The following is an 18735-nucleotide window of genomic DNA, read 5'->3' as shown; positions in this document are numbered from 1 at the left end:
GCCTGGTCGAGCTACGCAAATACATCACCCGCAGAAACGCCCACGGCCAAACCGAATGGATACCGCCCGAACAGCTCCAACACGGACGCCCACGCGTCAACTGCATGCATCATCCGGAGCGGACCATGAAACCTGATGACGACGAGGGGGATTGAAGTGCGCGCGTTCGGTGCACCTCGTCGACCACGTCCAACAGTCGCTGAGCGGCACGGTCGACCGAGTAGTGCTGCGCGTAGTGCTGCGCCGCAGCGGCCCCACGTCGAGCTGCGATGGCCGGATCGGCTAGCGCGTCGAAAGTGGCTGCCAGCCCGTCGATATCGTCAACTCCCACCGGCGGGCAGATCGGCGGTTGGTATTCGGGGAGACCACCGCTGGTGGAAACGATCGGCATCACGCCCAGCTGCATGGAAAGCACCTGCACCCCGCTCTGCGACGCCCGGGTGTAGTGCGCCACCGAACCCTTGGCCCGGGCCAGAGTGCCTAGCACATCGGCGTAGCGGTAGCGGCCCGCTCGCCACTCGGTGTGCGAGGGTAGATCTGAGATCGATCCGTCGCCGATCAACACCAGTTTGTCACCGCGCCAACCACTTCCGTGCACATGTCGCTGCCATGCCCGCAACACCACATCGACATTCTTGTATGGGTTCAGCCGGCCGATCATCACGAAGTCGCGGCGGCCCTGCGCGCCAACAGGTTCGGGCACCAAGGTCGGGTCGAGGTCACTGGTGAGCGGCACTACGTGAACCGGCGTGCCCGCTACGTCACGTCGCGCCATGACGCCGGCGGCGACGTACTCGCTGTAGGTGACGGTGGCCGCCGAACGGGCGCCCCAACGGTCGAACACGGCCAGTTCGTAGGAGGGCCGCTGCTCGTCGGCGTCATGGGGACGATCGTCGTGCACCAGTTGAATGCGCGGGGCCCCGCCGGCCAGTGCGATCCATCGGGGATCGCGGACCAGTTCGGTGATCACGACGTCGGGGCGATACGCGCGGATACGGCGCCACGCGGACCAACTCGCCGGCCACGTTGCCGCCGTGCGAAACCGGGGATCGAGCACCAACTCGTAATCGCGGGGCGCATCAGACTCCGGATGCTGGTCGGAGGTAACCAACAGCACGTCCGCTCCGTGGCGTCGCAGCGCCTCGGCCTGGACGCGTGCCAACGGCCGCATCCACGGCGAAAGCCACAGTATCCGAGCAGAATTCATGATCGCTACTGGTTCCCCAACGCGCCACGATCGACCCACCAGCGACCCTCGAACTGCGGGTACGTTTTCCGCACCTCGTCATACAGATCCGGCAGTGTCAGCAACACCCGATCGGGATCGGCGGCGATGAGTTGCTCGGGAGAGATGATCGGAACATCCGTGCCGGCAATTCTGCGGCCCTGCTTCGCCGGCGAGCCGTCGGCGATGCCCTTGAGCAGCGCGCTGCTCACCCCGGCGATGTTCAACAATGCTGTCACCCGCGAGCCGGCGCCGTAGCCGTAAACCGTGCGGCCCTCACGCGCTTGCTCCACCAGCCAGTCCCGCAGACCAGAGGCATGCCGGTCGACAGCGTCCTGCAAACGCCCCAGAACGGCGGGATCGGTGACACCGAACTCGCTCTCCCGCTGCAGGATGTCGGCAACCCGCGCGTCGGCATCGGCATGACCGTGCACCGCGGCGGCCAGAAAGGTGCCGCCGTACAGGTCGAACTCCCACACCGTCACCACGCTCATGCCGGCAGCTTCGAGCAGCCCGCGCAACGCGGTCAGCGAGTAATAACCGAAATGACCATGGCGCAACGCATTCCATTGCCCCTGCTCGACCATCGTCATCAGCGACGGGAACTGCACCAGCAAGACCCCGTTCGGTGCGGTCGTTTTCGCGCGCAGCGCGAAGCCCGTCCGCTGATCGGCATCGTGCATAACGCCGAACGAGTCGAGCACCACATCGGCAATGTCAGCCTCCGCGAACCCGCGTTCGGCCAGCAACGGGAGCCACGAACCACCGTGCGGGCTACCGAATTCGCGCACGGTGTAGCCGCGCAGCCAGCCCGCGGCGGCGACCCGCTGTACGGCATCAACGGCTTGTTCGCGCAACGCCTGCGGTTCGATGCCGCGCGGCTCCGAGGTGACCGTGTCGTCGTCGGCGAGTTGGGCCAGCCCGCACGTCGGACATAGACCCATCGCCAGCTCATGTGCCGATTCCTGCGCGCTGATCGGCGCGGACGAAGGCGGAAATAGATCGGCCGCAGGCATATAGCCCAGGTCGAGCACGCGGGTCAGCTCAGCGCCGCCACACCCCCGGCAGCTACTCATCGAAGGCGGCCACGTGCAGGGAGGGCAATGGGTAGACGATCTGGCCACCCCACTCGGTGACGTAGCTGAGTTGTTCGGTGAGTTCGGTCTCCAGGTTCCAGGGCAGCACCAGCACCACGTCTGGGCGGTCTTTGGCGATCATCTCCGGGTCGTGGATCGGAATTCGGGTGCCCGGCGTGAAATGGCCGTGCTTGTAGGGATTCCGGTCGACGGTGTACTCGAGCAGATCGGTGCGGATGCCGCAGTAGTTGAGCAGAGTGTTGCCCTTGCCCGGAGCGCCGTACCCGACGACACGCTTTCCGTCGGCCCGGCACTTGAGCAGAAGACGCAACAGGTCGTGCCGGATCTTTTCGGTGCGGTGCCGCAGCTGCAGGTAACCGTCGGGGCTATGCAGTCCGGCGGCCTCCTCGATGCGCAGGATCTTCTCGACCCGCTCGGTGTGCCCCTGCGCGACCTCGATGGGCCGGGCCCACACGCGGATCGATCCGCCGTGGGTGGACAGCAGTTCGACGTCGACGACGGCCAGGCCGGCGCTGGCGAGTGCGTTGATGGCCGAAAACACGGTGTAGTACTGGAAGTGCTCGTGGTAGATGGTGTCGAACTGACCGAGGGTGACCAGGTTCAGCGCATGGTGCACCTCGATGCTGAGCCAGCCGTCGTCGGCGAGCAGACCGCGCAGCGACCGGGTAAAGCCCCGCAGGTCCGGGATGTGTGCGTAGACGTTATTTGCCACCACCAGGTTTGCCGGCCCGTGTTCGTCGCGGATGCGCCGCGCCACCGCCTCGTCGAGGAATTCTGACACCGTCGGTACCCCGCGCTCGGTGGCGGCGGCCCCCACGTTCAACGAGGGCTCGATCCCCAGGCACGGGATGCCACGAGAGACCGCGTGCTGCAACAGATACCCGTCGTTGCTGGCGACTTCGACGACAAACGAATCCTGCCCCAGCCCGAGACGCTTGGCAGTCTGATCGACGAAGGTCTCGGCGTGCTCGACCCAACTGTCCGAATACGAGGAGTAGTACGCGTACTCGGTGAAGGTCTCTTCCGGGGTGATCAGCGCTGGAATCTGCAGGAGCAGGCAGTCCTCACACAGCCGCAGATGCAGTGGGTAGGTAGCCTCGGGAAGGTCGAGTTCCGCTGCGGCCAAGATCTTTTCGCACGGAGGCGTCGCACCCAGGTCCAACACACTGAGCATGCGTTCGGAGTCGCACAGGCGGCACTTCATTTCACTCTCGATTCTGTAGTTCGGCAGGTCTGGTTGATCGCCTCGAGGTACGCGTCGGCCATCGCCGACACGGTGTAGTGCTTTTGCAGCCGCTCGTAGCCCCGCCGTCCGACTTCAGGCAACGCGTCTGGGGCAGAGAGGATTTCGGCCAGTTGGTCGCGCCATGCCGATACCGATACCGGCTCGACGACGAATCCGGCGTTGCCGAAGTCCAACATTTCCGGTACCGCGCAAACCGCGGAGGCGGCCACCGGCACCCCGCGGGCCATGGCTTCCAGGATCACCAAGGGGAACGCCTCGGAGCGGCTGGGTACGCACAACAGATCGGCGTCGGCCAGCGCCGGCCCGGGTCCGCGCGACCATCCACGCCACTGAACGCGGTCGCGCAGCGCGGCCGGCGTGCGAGACTCCAGCGCCTCGCGGTCGGGTCCGTCCCCGAAAATTGAGAGCCGCCAGGGCAAGTCCGCCAGTTCGCCGAGCGCCTCGATGAGCAGGTGCGGATTCTTGTGCTCGACGATGCGGGACAGCATCACCAGGTGCGGGGGCGCGCCGTCCGCACGCACCCGCAGGGTCGGCGCGGCTACATCTACTCCGTTGGGTGCAACGAACGGGGTGCCGTCTAGCCGGTGGTGGGGTGTGAGCATGTCCCAATGCCGGTGCGCGAGAACGATGAAGCCGTCGGCACGGCGCATCGCGGCGGTCAGCGGCCGGGAGTAGATCGGTCGATCGGCCTCCGGTGGCACGTGCGGGGCCACCAACCAGCGCCGCTGTTTGGCCGCGGCCCGCCACAATGTGGCGAACCCGGTCTCGGTGTTGGTGTCGCCACTGATCAGCACTGCCGGACCCGCGGGGAGGTCGACCATCGGCGCCCACCAAGGCTGGCGCACCACGCGCACACTGTGCGGGATCTCCTTGATCAGTGGACCGAACCGCTGCATGCAGACGATGGTGACCGGGTAACCGCGCCGGTCCAATTCGGCTGCCAACAAGGCTTTTTGACGCTCGGCGCCGCCGTAGACCAGCCGGTTCGTAGTGATCACTATGGCGGGTTTGTCGGTAGCCCGGGAAGCGATGACGCGTTTGCGCACATCGCGTTTGGACCGCTGGAATCGTTCCAGCAACGAGGTGCCGGCCAGGTAGGAATCGGCGTAGTGGACACCGTCCTGGCGTTCGAGTAGCAGTGCGATGTTGGCGCGCAACAGGTCCCGATTTCGGCATCGCTCCACGGTAGAGACCTCCGCGCCGTGCGCAGACCCGGATTCGCGGGGTCCGTCAGCGGCCGCCGGGTTGCCGTGGTCGACGTCGAACTCGTTGGCCAGCAGAATGCGCCAGCCCGCCGCGCTGGCCCGCTCCTGCCAGTCGGTCTCTTCGCCGTAGAGGAAGAACTCCTCGTCGAATCCGCCGATCTGGTTCCAGGCCAACCGGTTGATGGCCAGGCAGATACCGGCCACGTAGCCATCGATGCTTACTGTTTCACTTGGCTGGTGCGGATACAGGTGGGAAAGCGGGGTGCCGCGGAACTTGTCCGAATATCCGGCAGCGGCAACCAGCGCGCGGGTCAGCGTCCGGCGGCGCGTCGCGATGTCCCATCGCTTGGGCCCGGGTGCTCCGGAGTCTTGGATCAGTGGTGACACGGCCGCTACGCCTGGTTGCCGAAGCAGCTTGCGGGTCCGGGTCAGCGGCCCGGTCAGCCGGGTATCGGCGTTGAGTAGCAGCAGATCCGTGCCGTCCGGTGTGTGCTCCACCAGTGCATTGAAGGCACCGCCGAAGCCGAGGTTCACCGGTCCCAGTACCCAGTGCACGTGGGGATGGCGGGCGGCGAGTTCCTCGCGGCCGGGGTAGGTGTCGCCGCTGTTCTCATAGACGTAGACCGGCAGCTCCGGCGCATGTTCGGCGAGGCTGGCCAGGCACTGCTCGACCAGGTCGTGACTCTTGTAGGTCACGATCAGGGCCGAGAGCGGCCGTTCGGATTGCAGCGGAATCGTATTGTGCGCCGGGCGTTTCAGATAGGCGCGATCCGTCGCGGTTGTCATGCGGTTACCTGTTTCTGCAATAGCGAGGTCAACATCGACCACTTGACCGGACCGAACACCAGGTTGATCGAGACGTAAGTGGCCGCGGCGGCACCGAGCACGACCACCGCGTGCTGCCCGGACAGCAGGAGCACCACCGCGACCGTGGGCACCGTCGGGATCAGCAGGCGCACAAGGAAATTTACCGGCATGCGGTACCCGCAGCGGGCACCGAGACGCCAGCTTGCGACCGTCATGCCGAACAGTTCGGTGCACACCAACGCGATACCGGCGCCGATAGCGCCGAATCGCCAGTCCAGGGCGAGGTTCAGAGCCACGTTGACCACCAGCGTCGCGACGAACACTCGGAAGAAGAACTGTTGCTCGTGGCACGCGAATAGCCCCTGGCCCAGCGTTCCGGTGACGAAGCGCAGCGCGGCGGCGATCAGCAACAGCGCGAGGGTAGGAGCCCCGCGGCTGACAAAGGCCTCGTCGCCGAACAGCTCGATCAAGGGCGCGGCCAGCATCGTGCCCACGACCGCGACCGGAACCGCGACGAAGAACATCAATTCGACGCTGCGGCGCAGGAACGCGACGTAGGCGCCCACATCACGCGAGTACAACGCAGTGGCCGTCGACAACGTCGACTTCTGAAAGAACACCGACAAAGCTTCGGTGTTGAACGCGATCGTGTAGGCCAACCCGTACACGCCGATCTCGGCGTGACTGCTCAGCAACGACAGAATGACGCCGTCGGCCCGCCAGTAGAGAATCCCCAGCACGGCTACGCCCATGAGCGGCAGGCTTTCCCGCAACAGGTCGGTGGACTCGCGCGCCGAGAACACCGGCCGCACCGAGATGTGCCGCGCGGCGGCCACACCCTGAATCGCCAGTTGCACAATCGGTGGTATCAGTTGTGCGACCGCGAACCAGATGACGTCTTCGCGGTTTGTCACCAGCCAACTGACCATGGCCAGTGTGCCGATCCGCCCTGCGACGTCGGAGATGGCTACCGCAGAAAAGCGCACGGTGGACAGGAAGACCGGCTCGAAGCGCGTCCGCATCGTCAACAGCAGCAGCTGACCCGAGAGCACCACCAGCATGACGCGCACGTCGGCATCGCGATAGATGAGCCATCCGGTGACCGTCGCGAGCATTGCCAGCGGAACGCAATACATAAGAGACAGACCACTATTGACGCGCACCAAGCGTTCCAGTTCGCCGCGCCCGGAGGTGACGCGGCGTACGATCACGGTGCTGATGCCCAGATCGGTCATGCTCGTCCACATGCCGATGAAGGCCACCGCCACCATCAACTGGCCGTACCGGCCGGGCCCCAGGTAGCGCGCTGTCATCGCCACCGACACCACCGAGGCCATCATGCCCAGCACCCGGCAGATCAGCTGGATCGAGAACGCGTGCGCAATCCGCGACTGGGGCACGTCAGGTGCCGGAGCCGACGGTTCCCGGGGCTCTTGCAAAGCCTCGGAAACCTCAGCCGCCGTCGGCTCGATCACGGTGCCGCCTCTCATCTAATAAGCTCCGTCGCTGGCCAGGACGGCCTTGAGGGTTCGGGCGATGATGACGAGATCGCCTGCCATCGACCAGTTGTCGACGTAGGACAGATCGAGTCGAACCGAGTCCTCCCAGGACAAGTCGGAGCGACCACTCACCTGCCACAGCCCGGTCACGCCGGGCTTCACCAGCAGTCGCCGCTTCACCTCCCCGTCATAGTGCTCCACTTCGCGACGCAGCGGTGGCCGCGGACCGACAACGCTCATATCCCGCTTGAGCACGTTGATGAATTGCGGCAGTTCGTCGATGCTGTAGCGCCGCAGTATCTTTCCGACCTGGGTAACTCGCGGATCCTGGTGGATCTTGAACAGCATGCCGCCGGCGCCCTGGTTCAACGGCAGCAGGTGTTCGATCTGCGTATCGGCACCGTCCACCATGGTGCGGAACTTCAACATCGTGAAGGGCTGACCGTCCAAGCCGATCCGCTCGGCCCGGTAGAAGATGGGCCCCTTACTGGTCAGCTTGATCGCGACGGCGGCGGCCACGAGCAGCGGGGCGGTCATGAGCAGGGCGGCCAGTGCGAAGCAGAAGTCGAACGCACGCTTCTGGATGCGTTGCGTCCCTTCATATTGCGGCTTGTCGACGTGCAGCAATGGAAATCCCGCGATGGGCCGCATCGTCAACCGGGCTCCGGCCACATCCATCACACCGGGGGAGACCACCAGGTCTACGTCCATCGTTTCCAGTTGCCACATCAGTTCGCGGATCCGGTGCACCCCGAAATGTTCGGTGCGTGTCACGGCCACGGTGTCGGCACCGCAGTATCCCAGGGCCGCAAGCGCATTGGATTCGTCCCCGAGGATCGGGATCTCTCGGTCCTGCACTTTCAATGCTTCGCCGCGCTGCGGACCGTAGCCCGGGATGCAAACGCCGACAACGACGTAACCGTCTTTCGGGTTGCGGATCAGTTCGTGGGCAAGGTGTGAAACTCCGGATCGGTCGCCGATGGCCAGGACCATCGTCTGGTACTGCCCCTGGGCGCGCTTGCGCCACACGTACTTGCGCCACAGATTGCGACTTGTGAGCAATCCCAGGGTGCCGACGGGAAGTGCGACGGCCAGGTAGCCGCGGGCCAGTTCGATCTTCGCGAGCAGGGTGACCATGGCGATGATGCCGAACACGGAGAAGGAGGCGCTGGCGATGCGCCGGTATTCGTCGATGCCGGAGCCGATGATTCGCGGGGAACGGGTGTGGAACACCGCGATCGAGGAAAGCCACAGCGCCGCAAACACGCAGGAGAAGCCCGTCATCACCGGACCCGGGTAGCCGGACATGTTGGGCGAGTCGCCGAACCGGACAAACTGCGCGAGCATGACTGCCGTGCAGACGATTAGCGAGTCGGTGATACGCAGCCTGTTCGAATACCGTTGCTGCCAACGGGGAACGGCTGGTGCGGGCAGCGCGACGGGTGCCGGGCGGATGGGCGAAACGCCGGCCTTGGCGTGCAGTGTGGCAGTCATGCTGGCCGCTCCCTCAGTCATGCAGACGCTGCTTCTACAGCGGCACTGCGGGTTTCGACTTGCTCACGGACGGGGAGCCCGGCGTAGTGGATGCCGGGGTAGCAGATCAGTTGGGCGCGGGCGGCACGCAGCAGTGCTATCGGTCCCTGCATCAGGTAGCGGCGGGCCAGGCGGCGCGGTTCGTGAGTCAACCGGTACAGCCATTCCAGCCCGGACCGCTGCATCCAGTCCGGGGCGCGGCGGGTCATGCCGGCGAGAAAGTCGATGGCACCGCCCGACGGCAGGAAAACTTGTGCGCCGGTCGCGTGCCCGTGGCGGTCGACCCACTGTTCCTGGCGCGGCTTGCCCAGGCTGACGACCAGAATGTCGGTGCGTGCCGCGCGGATTGCCGAACACAAAGCGGCCGAACTTGATTCGACGTCGCTCGAGCTCGGCGCCCACATGCCCGAGACGGCCAGCGCGGGGTAGCTTTGCCGCAGGTGCTCGCTCAGCAGCTGGTGGGTGTGATTGCTGCCCCCGAAAAACCCGACTCGGTGGCCGCCGGTTTCGGCGAGCGCCAAGACCGCGGGGAGCAGGTCGGCGCCGGTGACCCGGGGCCACGGCTTGGCGGTCAGCAGTTGACCACGCCAGGCGATCGGCATGCCATCAGCCAGCAGCAGCCATTCCGTCAAGCCGGTGGGCCCGGCCCCGACCGTGCGGAAGTGGTGTAGGTGATCGAGGTTCACCGACCCCACCGCTAAGCCACGATCGGATGGCGCTCCCAGGCGGGCACCGATGATCGACAACACCTCGTCGGTTTCGCAGCGGTCGACGATGCTGCCGCTGACGACCATGCGCACCGGCGCCTCGGAAGCTGCGCTCACCGAACGGACAGTCACGACGCCTCGCTCTGGGGCGGGAAGAGTGGCTTGGCCAAAAGCGGCCAGCTGGCGTCTTTTTCGGAAATCACCGTGACCGGCAACGGCCACTCGATGCCGAATTGCGGCTCATTCCACCGGAAGCTCTCTTCGCCGCCGGGCTGGTAGGGGCCGCTGATCTGGTAAAGGATCTCGGTGTCGTCGGTAAGGGTCTGAAACCCGTGCGCGACATACGGCGGCAGGAACAGCGCACGGTGGTTGGCTGCGCTCAGTTCCACCATGACGTGCTTGCCGTAGGTCGGCGACTCGGGGCGAACGTCCACCGCGACATCGGCAATGGCGCCGCGGATGCAGCGCACCAGCTTGGCCTCGGCGTGCGGTGGCACCTGGCGGTGCAGACCCCGCACCGTGCCGCGGGTTTGGTTGAAGCAGATGCTGGTCTGCGCGACCTCGGGAATCAGTCCCCGCTCGGCGAATTCGTCGGCGCAGAAAATCCTGGTGAAAAACCCGCGGTGGTCGTGATGCGGCTCGATGTCGACGATCGTGACGCCCGCGACGTGGGTGGGTGTGTATTTCATCGGATTCCTGTTGTCCCCTCTGTTGATTCGCACTCGCCGCTCAGGCGGGTGAGCCCCCGACGATCGGATTCAAAACGGCCTTCTCCAGCACGAAGGCCTCGGCGTAGCGGGCACGACTCTGCACGCCGCGCACTCGCATCAAACCCAGGAACGTCTCGTCGTCAAACCAGTCCCGGCCGGTCTGCGACGGGTAGCACTGCGTCAGCAGTTTCGCCTTTTCGTGCGCGACATCGTCCGAAATCGGCACGTACACAGAGGGATTCGGCAGATCCGACTCCCACTTGAGGATTTCGTAACCCAGCACCAGATGCGCGCGAAACTCGGTGGGCATGAGCTTGGCGAGCAGCCGGTGATCCTGGTGGTAGTCGTCGCGCTGCGGCCCGAAAACCAGATCCGGTTCGCAACTGCGGCGGAAGTCGGCCAGTCGCCGCTTGACCAATCCCCAATGCTCCGGCAACAACCCGTCGGGTAGGTCTGCCACCGTGAGCCGGACGTCTGCCTGTGGGAAGAAGGCGGCGAAGGCGTTCTTTTCCTCGATTTCGCGGTCGGTGCCGGCACCGGTGAGTACCAGGGCATGGATGACCAAACCGGGATTGCCGCGCGCAATCTGCATCAGCGTGGCGCCGGCGCCGATGACGATGTCGTCGCAGTGGGCGCCGACAACCGCGATGGAACCGATGCCTGCGTCGAACGTCAGGGGAATCATGCCGACTTTTCCGCCAGGGCAGCCTGGTCCCAAACCGCCCACGGACGGATGCCGCGGTTGTAGTCGGCGTCGAGTTCGGCGCGTTCCTTGAACGTGTCTGCCGGCTTCCAGAACCCGTCGTGCTGATAGCCGAGTAGCTGTCCGGTTCCGGCCAACTGCATGCACGCGTCGCCGACCAGGTCGCCGTTCTCGGGGATCAGGTCGATGACGTCCTGGCGCAGCACGAAGTAGCCGCCGTTCACCCAGATGGGGAACTTTGCGATCGGTGCGATCTCCTTGATATCGCCGTCGGTGCTGACGTCCACGCAGTGGAACGACGACTGCGGCGGTACGACGAGCATCGAAGCGGACGCCGCGCTGGCGTGGAAACGATCGATCATCGTGTCCAGCGGTGCGTCAGTCAGCACGTCGGCGTAGTTGGCGAGGAAGTACTCGTCCTTGCCGAGATACTTGCGCACCCGGCGCAACCGCTCGCCGATCGGCGACTCCAAGCCGGTGTCGACGAAAGTGATGGTCCAGTCCGACATGTCGGAGTCGAGCAGCTCGACCTTGCCGCCGCGCATGACGAAGTCGTTGGATTCGGTTTCGCGGTAGTTGACGAAGAAGTCCTTCACGAGCTGCTGTCCGTAGCCCAGGCACAGGATGAACTCCTTGTGGCCGTAGTGCGCGTAGTAACGCATCACGTGCCACAGCAGCGGCCGCGGCCCGACCATCTGGAGGGGCTTGGGGACGAGGTCGCCGTCCGCGCTTCGCATCCGCATGCCGTAGCCCCCGCAGAAAAGTACGACCTTCATCGCTTTGCCCCCTTCATCCCCGCGCCCTTTCGGGCCGTGCAAACCGCTCGTGGCGGGTACTCAATCGACCGACGGTCGCGGCCGACATACTGCAAGCTTAGTTAGAACCATTATTACAAACTATTAGAATGAAACCAAGCGGAAATAGTGACTGGAAGTTTGTCAGGCGTGGTAGGCGAAGTCGCAACGCGATCCGTGCGACCCCGTGGCAGGTCGGATCCGCGATACTCGGATCGGCGATAGTCGGCGTCCCCATCGTTTCGGCCCCAGACTCAGAGAATGGCGCCGTACCCGGCAGACGGCGGTTGCGCCATCACCGTGGGCACCAAGCCGTAGCGGGGGCCGGCACCTGGGCCCTGGGTCGCAGCGCCTCGGGGCATCCCGCCCAACAAACTCGGTGGCACGGCACCCATGGCACCCGGGCTGCCGCCGGGCAGTGCTGAGCTGACGCCGGCGAGATGGGCCGTCGGGATGACGCTCGTCCAGGCCGGAGGCACCGACAGCGATCCCAAACTGGCTGCTTGGCCCATCGCGCCCAACGCTCCGGCGCCGGCCGCCTCTGCACCCGCGCCAGCCGCCCCGGCCGCGACCTCCGCGGCTTCGGCCGCCACCTGAGCGGCCTGCTGCGCGGCGGTCGCGGCCATGCCCTGCATGGTCTGGGCAATGCCCATCAGGCTGCTCAGCGCGAAGAGAGGCATTACGGCGATGTTCAGATAGTTGGACATGTCGCCGCTGGACGTGCTGAGCGGAATGCCCATTGCAGCGGCCGGCGACGCCGCCGACGTGAGTGAGGCGGGCGTCGCCATCCCCTGCAGCGCGGTCGGCATCGAGGTCACCAGCGACGCCAGCGTGGTCTGCGTCGCCGCTGCCTCGCCGGTGGCGCCCGAGACGGCGGAGGCCTGTGCGGCCGCCGCAGCCGGATTGGCGACCTGCGGCGGCGTCTCGAACGGGGTCAGTGTCGTAGCGGAAGCCGAACCTGCCGCATAGCCGTACATGGCGGCGGCGTCCTGTGCCCACATCTCGCTGTAGTGAGCCTCGGTGAACGCGATCGCGGGGGAGTTCTGACCGAAGAAGTTGGTCGCCACCAGCGTCGCCAGCAGGACCCGGTTCGCCGCGATCACCCCTGGTGGGACTGTTGCCGCATAGGCCGCTTCGTAAGCGGACACCGCAGCCCTGGCTTGGCTGGCAGCGTCCTCGGCCTGTGCGGCCGTCGCGCCCATCCACACCGCGTAGGGCGTGGCGGCGGCTGCCGCGGAAATCGCTGCTGGCCCCAGCCACGGGCCGGCAGTCAGGCCCGTGATCACCGACGAGTAGGCCGAGGCGGCCGACGTCAGTTCGGTGGCCAGCTCGTCCCACGCGATGGAGGCGGTCAGCAACGGTGCCGCTCCTGCGCCGGCGTACATGCGCGCGGAATTGATCTCCGGTGGTAGTGCCCCAAAGTCCATTGCTTCCCCCCGTTTGGTCAGCCGTTGATCAGGACGCGGCCGCGGCGTTTGCGGCTTCGGTGACGGCATACGAGCCGGCACTGGTCCGCAGGACCTCGACGAACATTTCGTGGATTGCGGCAGCCTGCGCGCTCACGGCCTGGTACATCTGGCCGTGGGCGGCGAACTGCACGGCCGTCAGGGCCGATACCTCGTCGGCGGCCGCGGGCGCCACGGCAGTGGTGGGGATGGCGGCGGCAGCACTTCCGCTGCTGACCGCGCAGCCGATGTTTTCCAAGGTCCCGGCCGAGGCTGACAAAACCTCCGGCTGCGTCTTCACGAACGACATGCGTCTCTCCTCACCCGAACGTTCGACCCCTAGGAGGGCTCCGGAATGTAATTGCGCTCAAACCCGGCGGTATAGACCCATTTAGTCCGCCCGGTCAAACCACAATCCATCTAGAACGTCACTATACATACTTTTAGAACGGTGTATAGCCCAGAAAATAACTAGTAGTATTGAAAACTGTCTAATTAGAGCCAGTTGCGCGTGGATCCGCGCAGGTCGGCGGTGACTTGCTAACCTCTCAGGTGGTGCGCGAGGGCCGCGCGACACACCAACTGGCCACCCTGCTCGAGAAGGAAGGCATCGCGACGTGTCGACTGAACCGGCCGACGGACGAGCAGACACCACCCGGCAGCAGATCCTGCGAGCCGCTGCACATCAATTCGCCCGCCGCGCCTACCACGACGTCGGTCTCGACGACATCCTCGCCGAGGCTGAATTGACCAAGGGTGCGATGTACTTCCACTTCCGCTCGAAGCACGCGCTGGCCGTGGCCATCATCGACCAGCACACGGCCGAAGGGCGGGCCGCCGTCGACGACCTGTTGGCCCGGCAGCTTTCGGGCCTGGAAACCCTCATCGACTTCTGCTATCTAGCCGCGGTTCGGGACACCACCAAGGATGTGGCCAGGGCAGCGGCACACCTCCTCGAATCCGTGGGGCGCACCGCGGGTCAGCAGTCGCAGGTGCTGGGCGGCTGGATCGAGATGCTTACCGTCGTTGTCCAGCGCGCAATAGATGAGGGTGACGTCGCGCCGGGATGTGATCCGCGAGACGTCGCGCGGCTGATCGTGTCGATGTACATGGGGCTGCGGCAAACCGGCGATCTGGATGACCCGAAGCAGTACCTGCTCGACCTGGAAAAGAATTGCGGTCTGGTCTTGGCGGCCATCTTGCAGCAGGACCGCATTGACTACTTCAAACAATTCCTGCGGCGGCGTACCGCGCTGGCGGTGAAAGCAGCCCCGGCCGCGGTGACTGCCGGGTGATCCGCCGAGGAACATTCTGGTACGAACGATCGAGAACGCCCGGCCGGCGGCTGCTACGCTTTACCCGCTGACCAGGAAGAACGAGACGCGGAGGTCCGGAGCCTACACCGGATTGAATCACTGGGGAGGGCATTGGCAATGGCGCGCCAAGTTCGATCCGAGGTGACCCGGCGAAAAATTCTGGACGCGGCGATCGATGTTTTCAGCGAGGTCGGTTACGCGGCTGCCGGGTGGGGGACCATTATCGAGCGCACCGGCATGACCAAGGGCGCGCTGTATCACCATTTCGATTCTAAAGAAGCGCTCGCCTCCGACATCATCGACGAAGGCGCCCAGGTTCTCCTCACCGCATTCCGCAGTGTCTGCGGGTCGGCCACGCCGGCGCTGGAAAACATGATCCATGGCACGTTCGCGATCGCTAGCGTGCTCAGCACCGACAAGACAGCGCGCGCGTCCGAGCAACTGATCGCCGCCCTGGCCGGGTTCAACGATGCCGCCGCGCGCTGCTGCAGCGGATGGGTCGCCGAGATGGCGGGCCAGGCCCGCGAGGCGATCGACGAAGGCGACCTACGCGAGGACGTCGACCCGGACCTGCTCAGCGAGTCGATCGTGGGAGCCATGGTCGGGACTCGGTTGCTGTCCATCGCGACGTCGCGAAGCCGCAGCGGTGAAGGCCTGCTCGAAGACCTTGCCGTACGGCTGAGTCAACTATGGATTCTGCTGCTTCCCGGGATCGCGGCCGAAGCGTCGCTGCCTTACTTCAGGCAGTTTCTGGCTCGGGAAACGATGCGCCATTCGCTGCCCAGCGCCTCGGCCGCGGCGGCCGGGACGCCGGAGATCAGCTAGCTGCGACGGGCTGACGGCTGGGACGGCGGTCCCTGATGATGCGGGCGGGAACGCCCGCGACGTCGACGTCGTCGGGCACCGGCTTGGTCACCACCGCTCCCGCGTAAATGCCGACCCGGCTGCCGACGTCGACACCGATCACCATGGCGCCCGGGAAGATGAAGACGTCGTCGCCGATGCTGGGGTACTCACCCGGACGGCCTTCGCCCAGTGTCACGCCCTGATGGATTCGGCAATTCGCACCGACTTTTGCCCGGTGGTGCACGTGTACCCAGCCCACGTGGGCAACCGAGAGACCGGGCCCGAATGCGTTGATGGGGATGCCGAAACCCAGCTTCTCGCCGAGAAACTTCAACCGCAGCCGCAAGTACGCGGCCACCAAATGTCCGAACGGCGTCCGTGCGGTGTTGGTCCAGTACTCCGTCTTGCGCAGCATCCGCTGAAAGTAGGGTGCGCGATGCATGATCCGGTAGCGGTGCCGCCAACGGTCAAGTCCCTGCGCATGCAAATCCGCAGCGAGGTACGACTCCAAATCTTGGCGAGTCTTGATCACCCATAAAACCGTACTACAAGTATCAACAATCGCCTAGAGCGATACTCACGGTCTCTGAAATCTCAGAGCGGGCCCGGTTGCCGGGTCCAACTCGGTCAGCGCTCTTCTTCCCAGAGCTGCTCGGTCAGGTCCTGGAACGCTGCCAGCGCAAACTTGTCGTCCGCGCGCATGACCGCCGACCGACTCATCAGCGCCCGGACCACCGAGCCGTCTTTGTGTGCCAACTCGACCACCATGTTGGCCAACGCGTGCACGAAGGAGAGCAGCGACGAGTCCGACTCGGGGGCTTGATGAAAGATTTCGTGGAAGCGCAGCGTCAGAACCTCTTCCGGTTCGAAGCCCACCATCTGAGCGAACGCCGTATTGGTGAACAGGATGCTGCCGTCGTCGCCGATCGCGAGGACCGGTACCGGAATCCGTTCCAGCACCACCAGCGCAGGCAACTGCTTCAGAGTGGTCATTGGCGATTGGGCGGGTTGCCGATTCCGTCTTCGCTCCACTTTCCGATTATGGCTTATTCGGATTCGGGCACCTGGTAGCGGGGGAACACCCCTGTGGGCGACGGCAATTCCGTACCGGGCGCGAGCCGGGTGCCGACGGCCGCAAATGTCCGCCGCTGCTGGGATTGACCCAGCAGATCCAGCATTTTGCCGGCCGAGTCGGGCATGACCGGGATGACCAGCAGCGCCGCGATGCGGACCACCTCGCAGGTGACGTAGAGCGTAGTTCGGAACCGGTCCTGATCGGCCGGCGACTCGCTCTTGCGCAGCACCCACGGCTGCTGAGCGGAGAAGTACTTGTTCGCATCGCCGAGCATCAGCCAGATCGCTTCCAGCGCCAAATGCAAAGCCTGCCTGTCGAAATGGGCCCGCACCCGGTTCAACAAACCATCGGCGGTAGCGAGCAGTTCGGCGTCGGCGTCGATGAACTCGCCGGGCTCGGGCACCACCCCATCGAGGTTCTTGGCCACCATCGACAACGACCGCTGGGCCAGGTTGCCCAGTTCGTTGGCCAGGTCGGTGTTGATCCGGGTGATGATCGACTCGTCGCTGTAACTGCCGTCCTGACCGAACGGGATCTCGCGCAGCACGAAATAGCGCACCTGGTCCACTCCGAACGTGTCGACCAACGCCACCGGGTCGACGATGTTGCCCACCGACTTGCTCATCTTCTCGCCCCGGTTGTGCAGGAAGCCGTGCGCGAAAACCCTTCGCGGCAAATCGATTCCAGCCGACATCAGGAACGCCGGCCAGTACACGGCGTGGAACCGGATGATGTCCTTGCCGATCATGTGCAGATCGGCCGGCCAGTAATCGCGGAACAGTTCGGAGTCGCTGTCGGGGAAGCCCGCGCCGGTCAGATAGTTGGTCAGCGCGTCGACCCAGACGTACATGATGTGGTCGGGATGTCCGGGCACCTGCACACCCCAGTCGAACGAGGTGCGCGAGATCGACAGGTTGTCCAAACCGCCCGAGACGAAGCTGACGACTTCGTTGCGGCGCGTTTCGGGCGCGATGAAGTCAGGGTTGGCCTGGTAGTGCGCTAGTAGCTTGTCGGCGTATGACGAGAGCCGGAAGAAATAGGTCTGTTCCTCCGTCCAGGTCACCGGCGTTCCGGTTTCCACCGCGATGCGGCTGCCATCTGGGAGGAGTTGGGTTTCCGATTCGACGAAGAATCGCTCGTCTCGCACCGAGTACCAGCCGGCGTAGTTGTCGAGATAGATGTCGCCGGAGGCCTCCATGCGACGCCAGAGTTCCTTCGATGCCACGTGGTGATCGGCGTCGGTGGTGCGGATGAACCGGTCGAAGGAGATGTTGAGCTTTTGCTGCATGCGTTGGAACACATCGGAATTGGCGCGGGCCAGTTGCGCGGTGGGGATTCCGGCGGCCGCGGCGGCCTGCGCCACCTTCAGGCCGTGTTCGTCGGTCCCGGTCAGGAAGCGCACGTCGAAGCCGTCCAGCCGCTTGAATCGTGCAATCGCGTCGGTGGCGATGTACTCGTACGCGTGACCCATGTGCGGCGCGCCGTTGGGATAGGCGATCGCGGTGGTGACGTAGTAAGGCTTCATCGCGACTCACCCTATTGGGTGCACCTATCGTGTGCGCGTGAGCTCCAAACGAGAACCGCCTCCCGCGCCGGAACCCCTGCGACCGCTGATAGATGCCCACACCCACCTGGATGCCTGCGGCGCCGTCGAGGACGCCGATGTGGTCGCGGTCGCCGACCGAGCCGCGGCCGTCGGGGTGGTCGCGATGGTCACCATCGCTGACGATCTGGACTCGGCGCGGTGGGTGACCCGCGCGATCGAGTGGGACCCACGGGTGTACGGGGCGGTGGCACTGCACCCGACCCGAACAGACGCGCTCGACGAGGCCGCGCGCGCCGAGATCAAGCGGCTTGCGGCTCATCCGCGGGTGGTGGCCGTCGGTGAGACGGGCATGGACATGTACTGGCCCGGTCGGCTCGACGGCTGCGCGCAACCGGAAGTGCAACGTGAGGCGTTCGCGTGGCACATCGACCTGGCCAAGCGCACCGGTAAGCCGCTGATGATCCACAATCGCCAGGCCGACCGGGAGGTGCTCGACGTGCTGCGCGCTGAGGGCGCGCCGCCGACTGTGATATTTCACTGCTTTTCTTCAGATAGTGAGATGGCTCGCACCTGCGTGGCCGCCGGATGGTTGCTGAGTCTGTCCGGCACGGTGAGCTTCCGTAACGCGCGTGACCTGCGCGAAGCCGTTCCGTTGATACCGCCGGACCAACTTCTGGTGGAAACTGACGCGCCATTTCTGACTCCGCACCCCTACCGCGGCGCAGCGAACGAACCGTACTGCCTCCCATATACCGTCCGCGCCATTGCTGAGCTGGTAAATCGTGGTCCGGAGGAATTGGCTGAAATCACCACCAGCAATGCCCGTCGGGCTTATGGCCTGGATTCGGGTTCCAGAGTCATAACCCCTAATCGGCCCTAACTTGGGCTGGTTCGGGGCGTGCCCGAGTTGCTCAGCATTGGTCGGTTCGTTACCGTCTTGTGATCGAACGGGTGGGCCTCTGGGCCCATTTTGTCATTTCA

Annotated in this window: 18 protein-coding genes; 3 read left to right on the top strand and 15 right to left on the bottom strand. The window is 65.0% G+C overall.

The annotated features are described in order from the left end of the window. Positions 1-109: 109 nt before the first annotated feature. The 12 genes from A5634_RS22260 to A5634_RS22205 form a co-directional block, all read right to left on the bottom strand. On the bottom strand, positions 110-1207 hold the full coding sequence (locus tag A5634_RS22260) for a glycosyltransferase (RefSeq protein WP_081290589.1): 1098 nt from the start codon (positions 1205-1207) through the stop codon (positions 110-112). Between the two features lie 5 nt (positions 1208-1212). Beyond that, positions 1213-2301: a class I SAM-dependent methyltransferase gene (locus tag A5634_RS22255; protein WP_065146194.1), complete on the bottom strand. Its 1089-nt coding sequence runs from the start codon at positions 2299-2301 to the stop codon at positions 1213-1215. Next, entirely contained in the window at positions 2294-3526 is a 1233-nt protein-coding gene (locus A5634_RS22250) for a class I SAM-dependent methyltransferase (RefSeq protein ID WP_065146193.1), read from the bottom strand. The genes A5634_RS22255 and A5634_RS22250 overlap by 8 nt, the downstream gene beginning before the upstream one ends. Continuing rightward, positions 3523-5559 carry a glycosyltransferase gene (locus tag A5634_RS22245; protein WP_065146192.1) on the bottom strand — a complete coding sequence of 679 codons (2037 nt, stop codon included), beginning with the start codon at positions 5557-5559 and terminating at the stop codon, positions 3523-3525. Before A5634_RS22245 ends, A5634_RS22250 begins: the two co-directional genes overlap by 4 nt. Further along, entirely contained in the window at positions 5556-7019 is a 1464-nt protein-coding gene (locus tag A5634_RS22240; protein WP_065146198.1) for an oligosaccharide flippase family protein, read from the bottom strand. Before A5634_RS22240 ends, A5634_RS22245 begins: the two co-directional genes overlap by 4 nt. A gap of 51 nt (positions 7020-7070) precedes the next feature. Next, positions 7071-8573, bottom strand: a complete 1503-nt coding sequence (locus tag A5634_RS22235) for a sugar transferase (RefSeq protein ID WP_065146197.1) — start codon at positions 8571-8573, stop codon at positions 7071-7073. A 17-nt stretch (positions 8574-8590) separates the two neighbouring features. Then, positions 8591-9436: a WecB/TagA/CpsF family glycosyltransferase gene (locus A5634_RS22230; protein WP_253861821.1), complete on the bottom strand. Its 846-nt coding sequence runs from the start codon at positions 9434-9436 to the stop codon at positions 8591-8593. 11 nt (positions 9437-9447) lie between these two features. Further along, positions 9448-10008, bottom strand: coding sequence for a dTDP-4-dehydrorhamnose 3,5-epimerase (gene rfbC, locus A5634_RS22225; RefSeq protein ID WP_065146191.1), 561 nt, complete (start codon positions 10006-10008; stop codon positions 9448-9450). A 40-nt stretch (positions 10009-10048) separates the two neighbouring features. Then, positions 10049-10714: a PIG-L deacetylase family protein gene (locus A5634_RS22220; protein WP_065146190.1), complete on the bottom strand. Its 666-nt coding sequence runs from the start codon at positions 10712-10714 to the stop codon at positions 10049-10051. Then, on the bottom strand, positions 10711-11508 hold the full coding sequence (locus tag A5634_RS22215) for a glucose-1-phosphate cytidylyltransferase (RefSeq protein ID WP_065146189.1): 798 nt from the start codon (positions 11506-11508) through the stop codon (positions 10711-10713). Before A5634_RS22215 ends, A5634_RS22220 begins: the two co-directional genes overlap by 4 nt. A gap of 272 nt (positions 11509-11780) precedes the next feature. Next, positions 11781-12953: a PPE family protein gene (locus tag A5634_RS22210; protein WP_065146188.1), complete on the bottom strand. Its 1173-nt coding sequence runs from the start codon at positions 12951-12953 to the stop codon at positions 11781-11783. 28 nt (positions 12954-12981) lie between these two features. Further along, positions 12982-13281 carry a PE family protein gene (locus A5634_RS22205; protein ID WP_065146187.1) on the bottom strand — a complete coding sequence of 100 codons (300 nt, stop codon included), beginning with the start codon at positions 13279-13281 and terminating at the stop codon, positions 12982-12984. A gap of 307 nt (positions 13282-13588) precedes the next feature. On the opposite strand from A5634_RS22205, the gene A5634_RS22200 reads away from it, so the two are divergent. Continuing rightward, positions 13589-14266 (top strand): TetR/AcrR family transcriptional regulator, encoded by a 678-nt coding sequence (locus A5634_RS22200; RefSeq protein ID WP_065146186.1) that lies wholly within the window; start codon positions 13589-13591, stop codon positions 14264-14266. A 138-nt stretch (positions 14267-14404) separates the two neighbouring features. Continuing rightward, the gene (locus tag A5634_RS22195; protein ID WP_065146185.1) at positions 14405-15112 is read left to right on the top strand and encodes a TetR/AcrR family transcriptional regulator; all 708 of its coding nucleotides are present in this window, start codon (positions 14405-14407) and stop codon (positions 15110-15112) included. On the opposite strand, the gene A5634_RS22190 is transcribed toward A5634_RS22195, so the two are convergent. The 3 genes from A5634_RS22190 to metG form a co-directional block, all read right to left on the bottom strand. Next, positions 15105-15665: a serine acetyltransferase gene (locus tag A5634_RS22190; RefSeq protein ID WP_065146184.1), complete on the bottom strand. Its 561-nt coding sequence runs from the start codon at positions 15663-15665 to the stop codon at positions 15105-15107. The genes A5634_RS22195 and A5634_RS22190 overlap by 8 nt on opposite strands. 95 nt (positions 15666-15760) lie before the next feature. Further along, positions 15761-16126 carry a PAS domain S-box protein gene (locus A5634_RS22185; RefSeq protein WP_065146183.1) on the bottom strand — a complete coding sequence of 122 codons (366 nt, stop codon included), beginning with the start codon at positions 16124-16126 and terminating at the stop codon, positions 15761-15763. 53 nt (positions 16127-16179) lie between these two features. Further along, the gene (gene metG, locus A5634_RS22180) at positions 16180-17733 is read right to left on the bottom strand and encodes a methionine--tRNA ligase (RefSeq protein WP_065146182.1); all 1554 of its coding nucleotides are present in this window, start codon (positions 17731-17733) and stop codon (positions 16180-16182) included. A 31-nt stretch (positions 17734-17764) separates the two neighbouring features. Between metG and A5634_RS22175 the strand changes: the two genes are divergently transcribed. Further along, entirely contained in the window at positions 17765-18634 is an 870-nt protein-coding gene (locus tag A5634_RS22175; RefSeq protein WP_065146181.1) for a TatD family hydrolase, read from the top strand. The last annotated feature ends 101 nt before the right edge of the window (positions 18635-18735 follow it).

Source organism: Mycobacterium asiaticum (assembly GCF_001673365.1).
Taxonomy (GTDB): Bacteria; Actinomycetota; Actinomycetes; order Mycobacteriales; family Mycobacteriaceae; genus Mycobacterium; species Mycobacterium asiaticum_A.
Note: the sequence above shows the minus strand (reverse complement) of the source record. Positions and strands in the feature narration are given on the sequence as shown.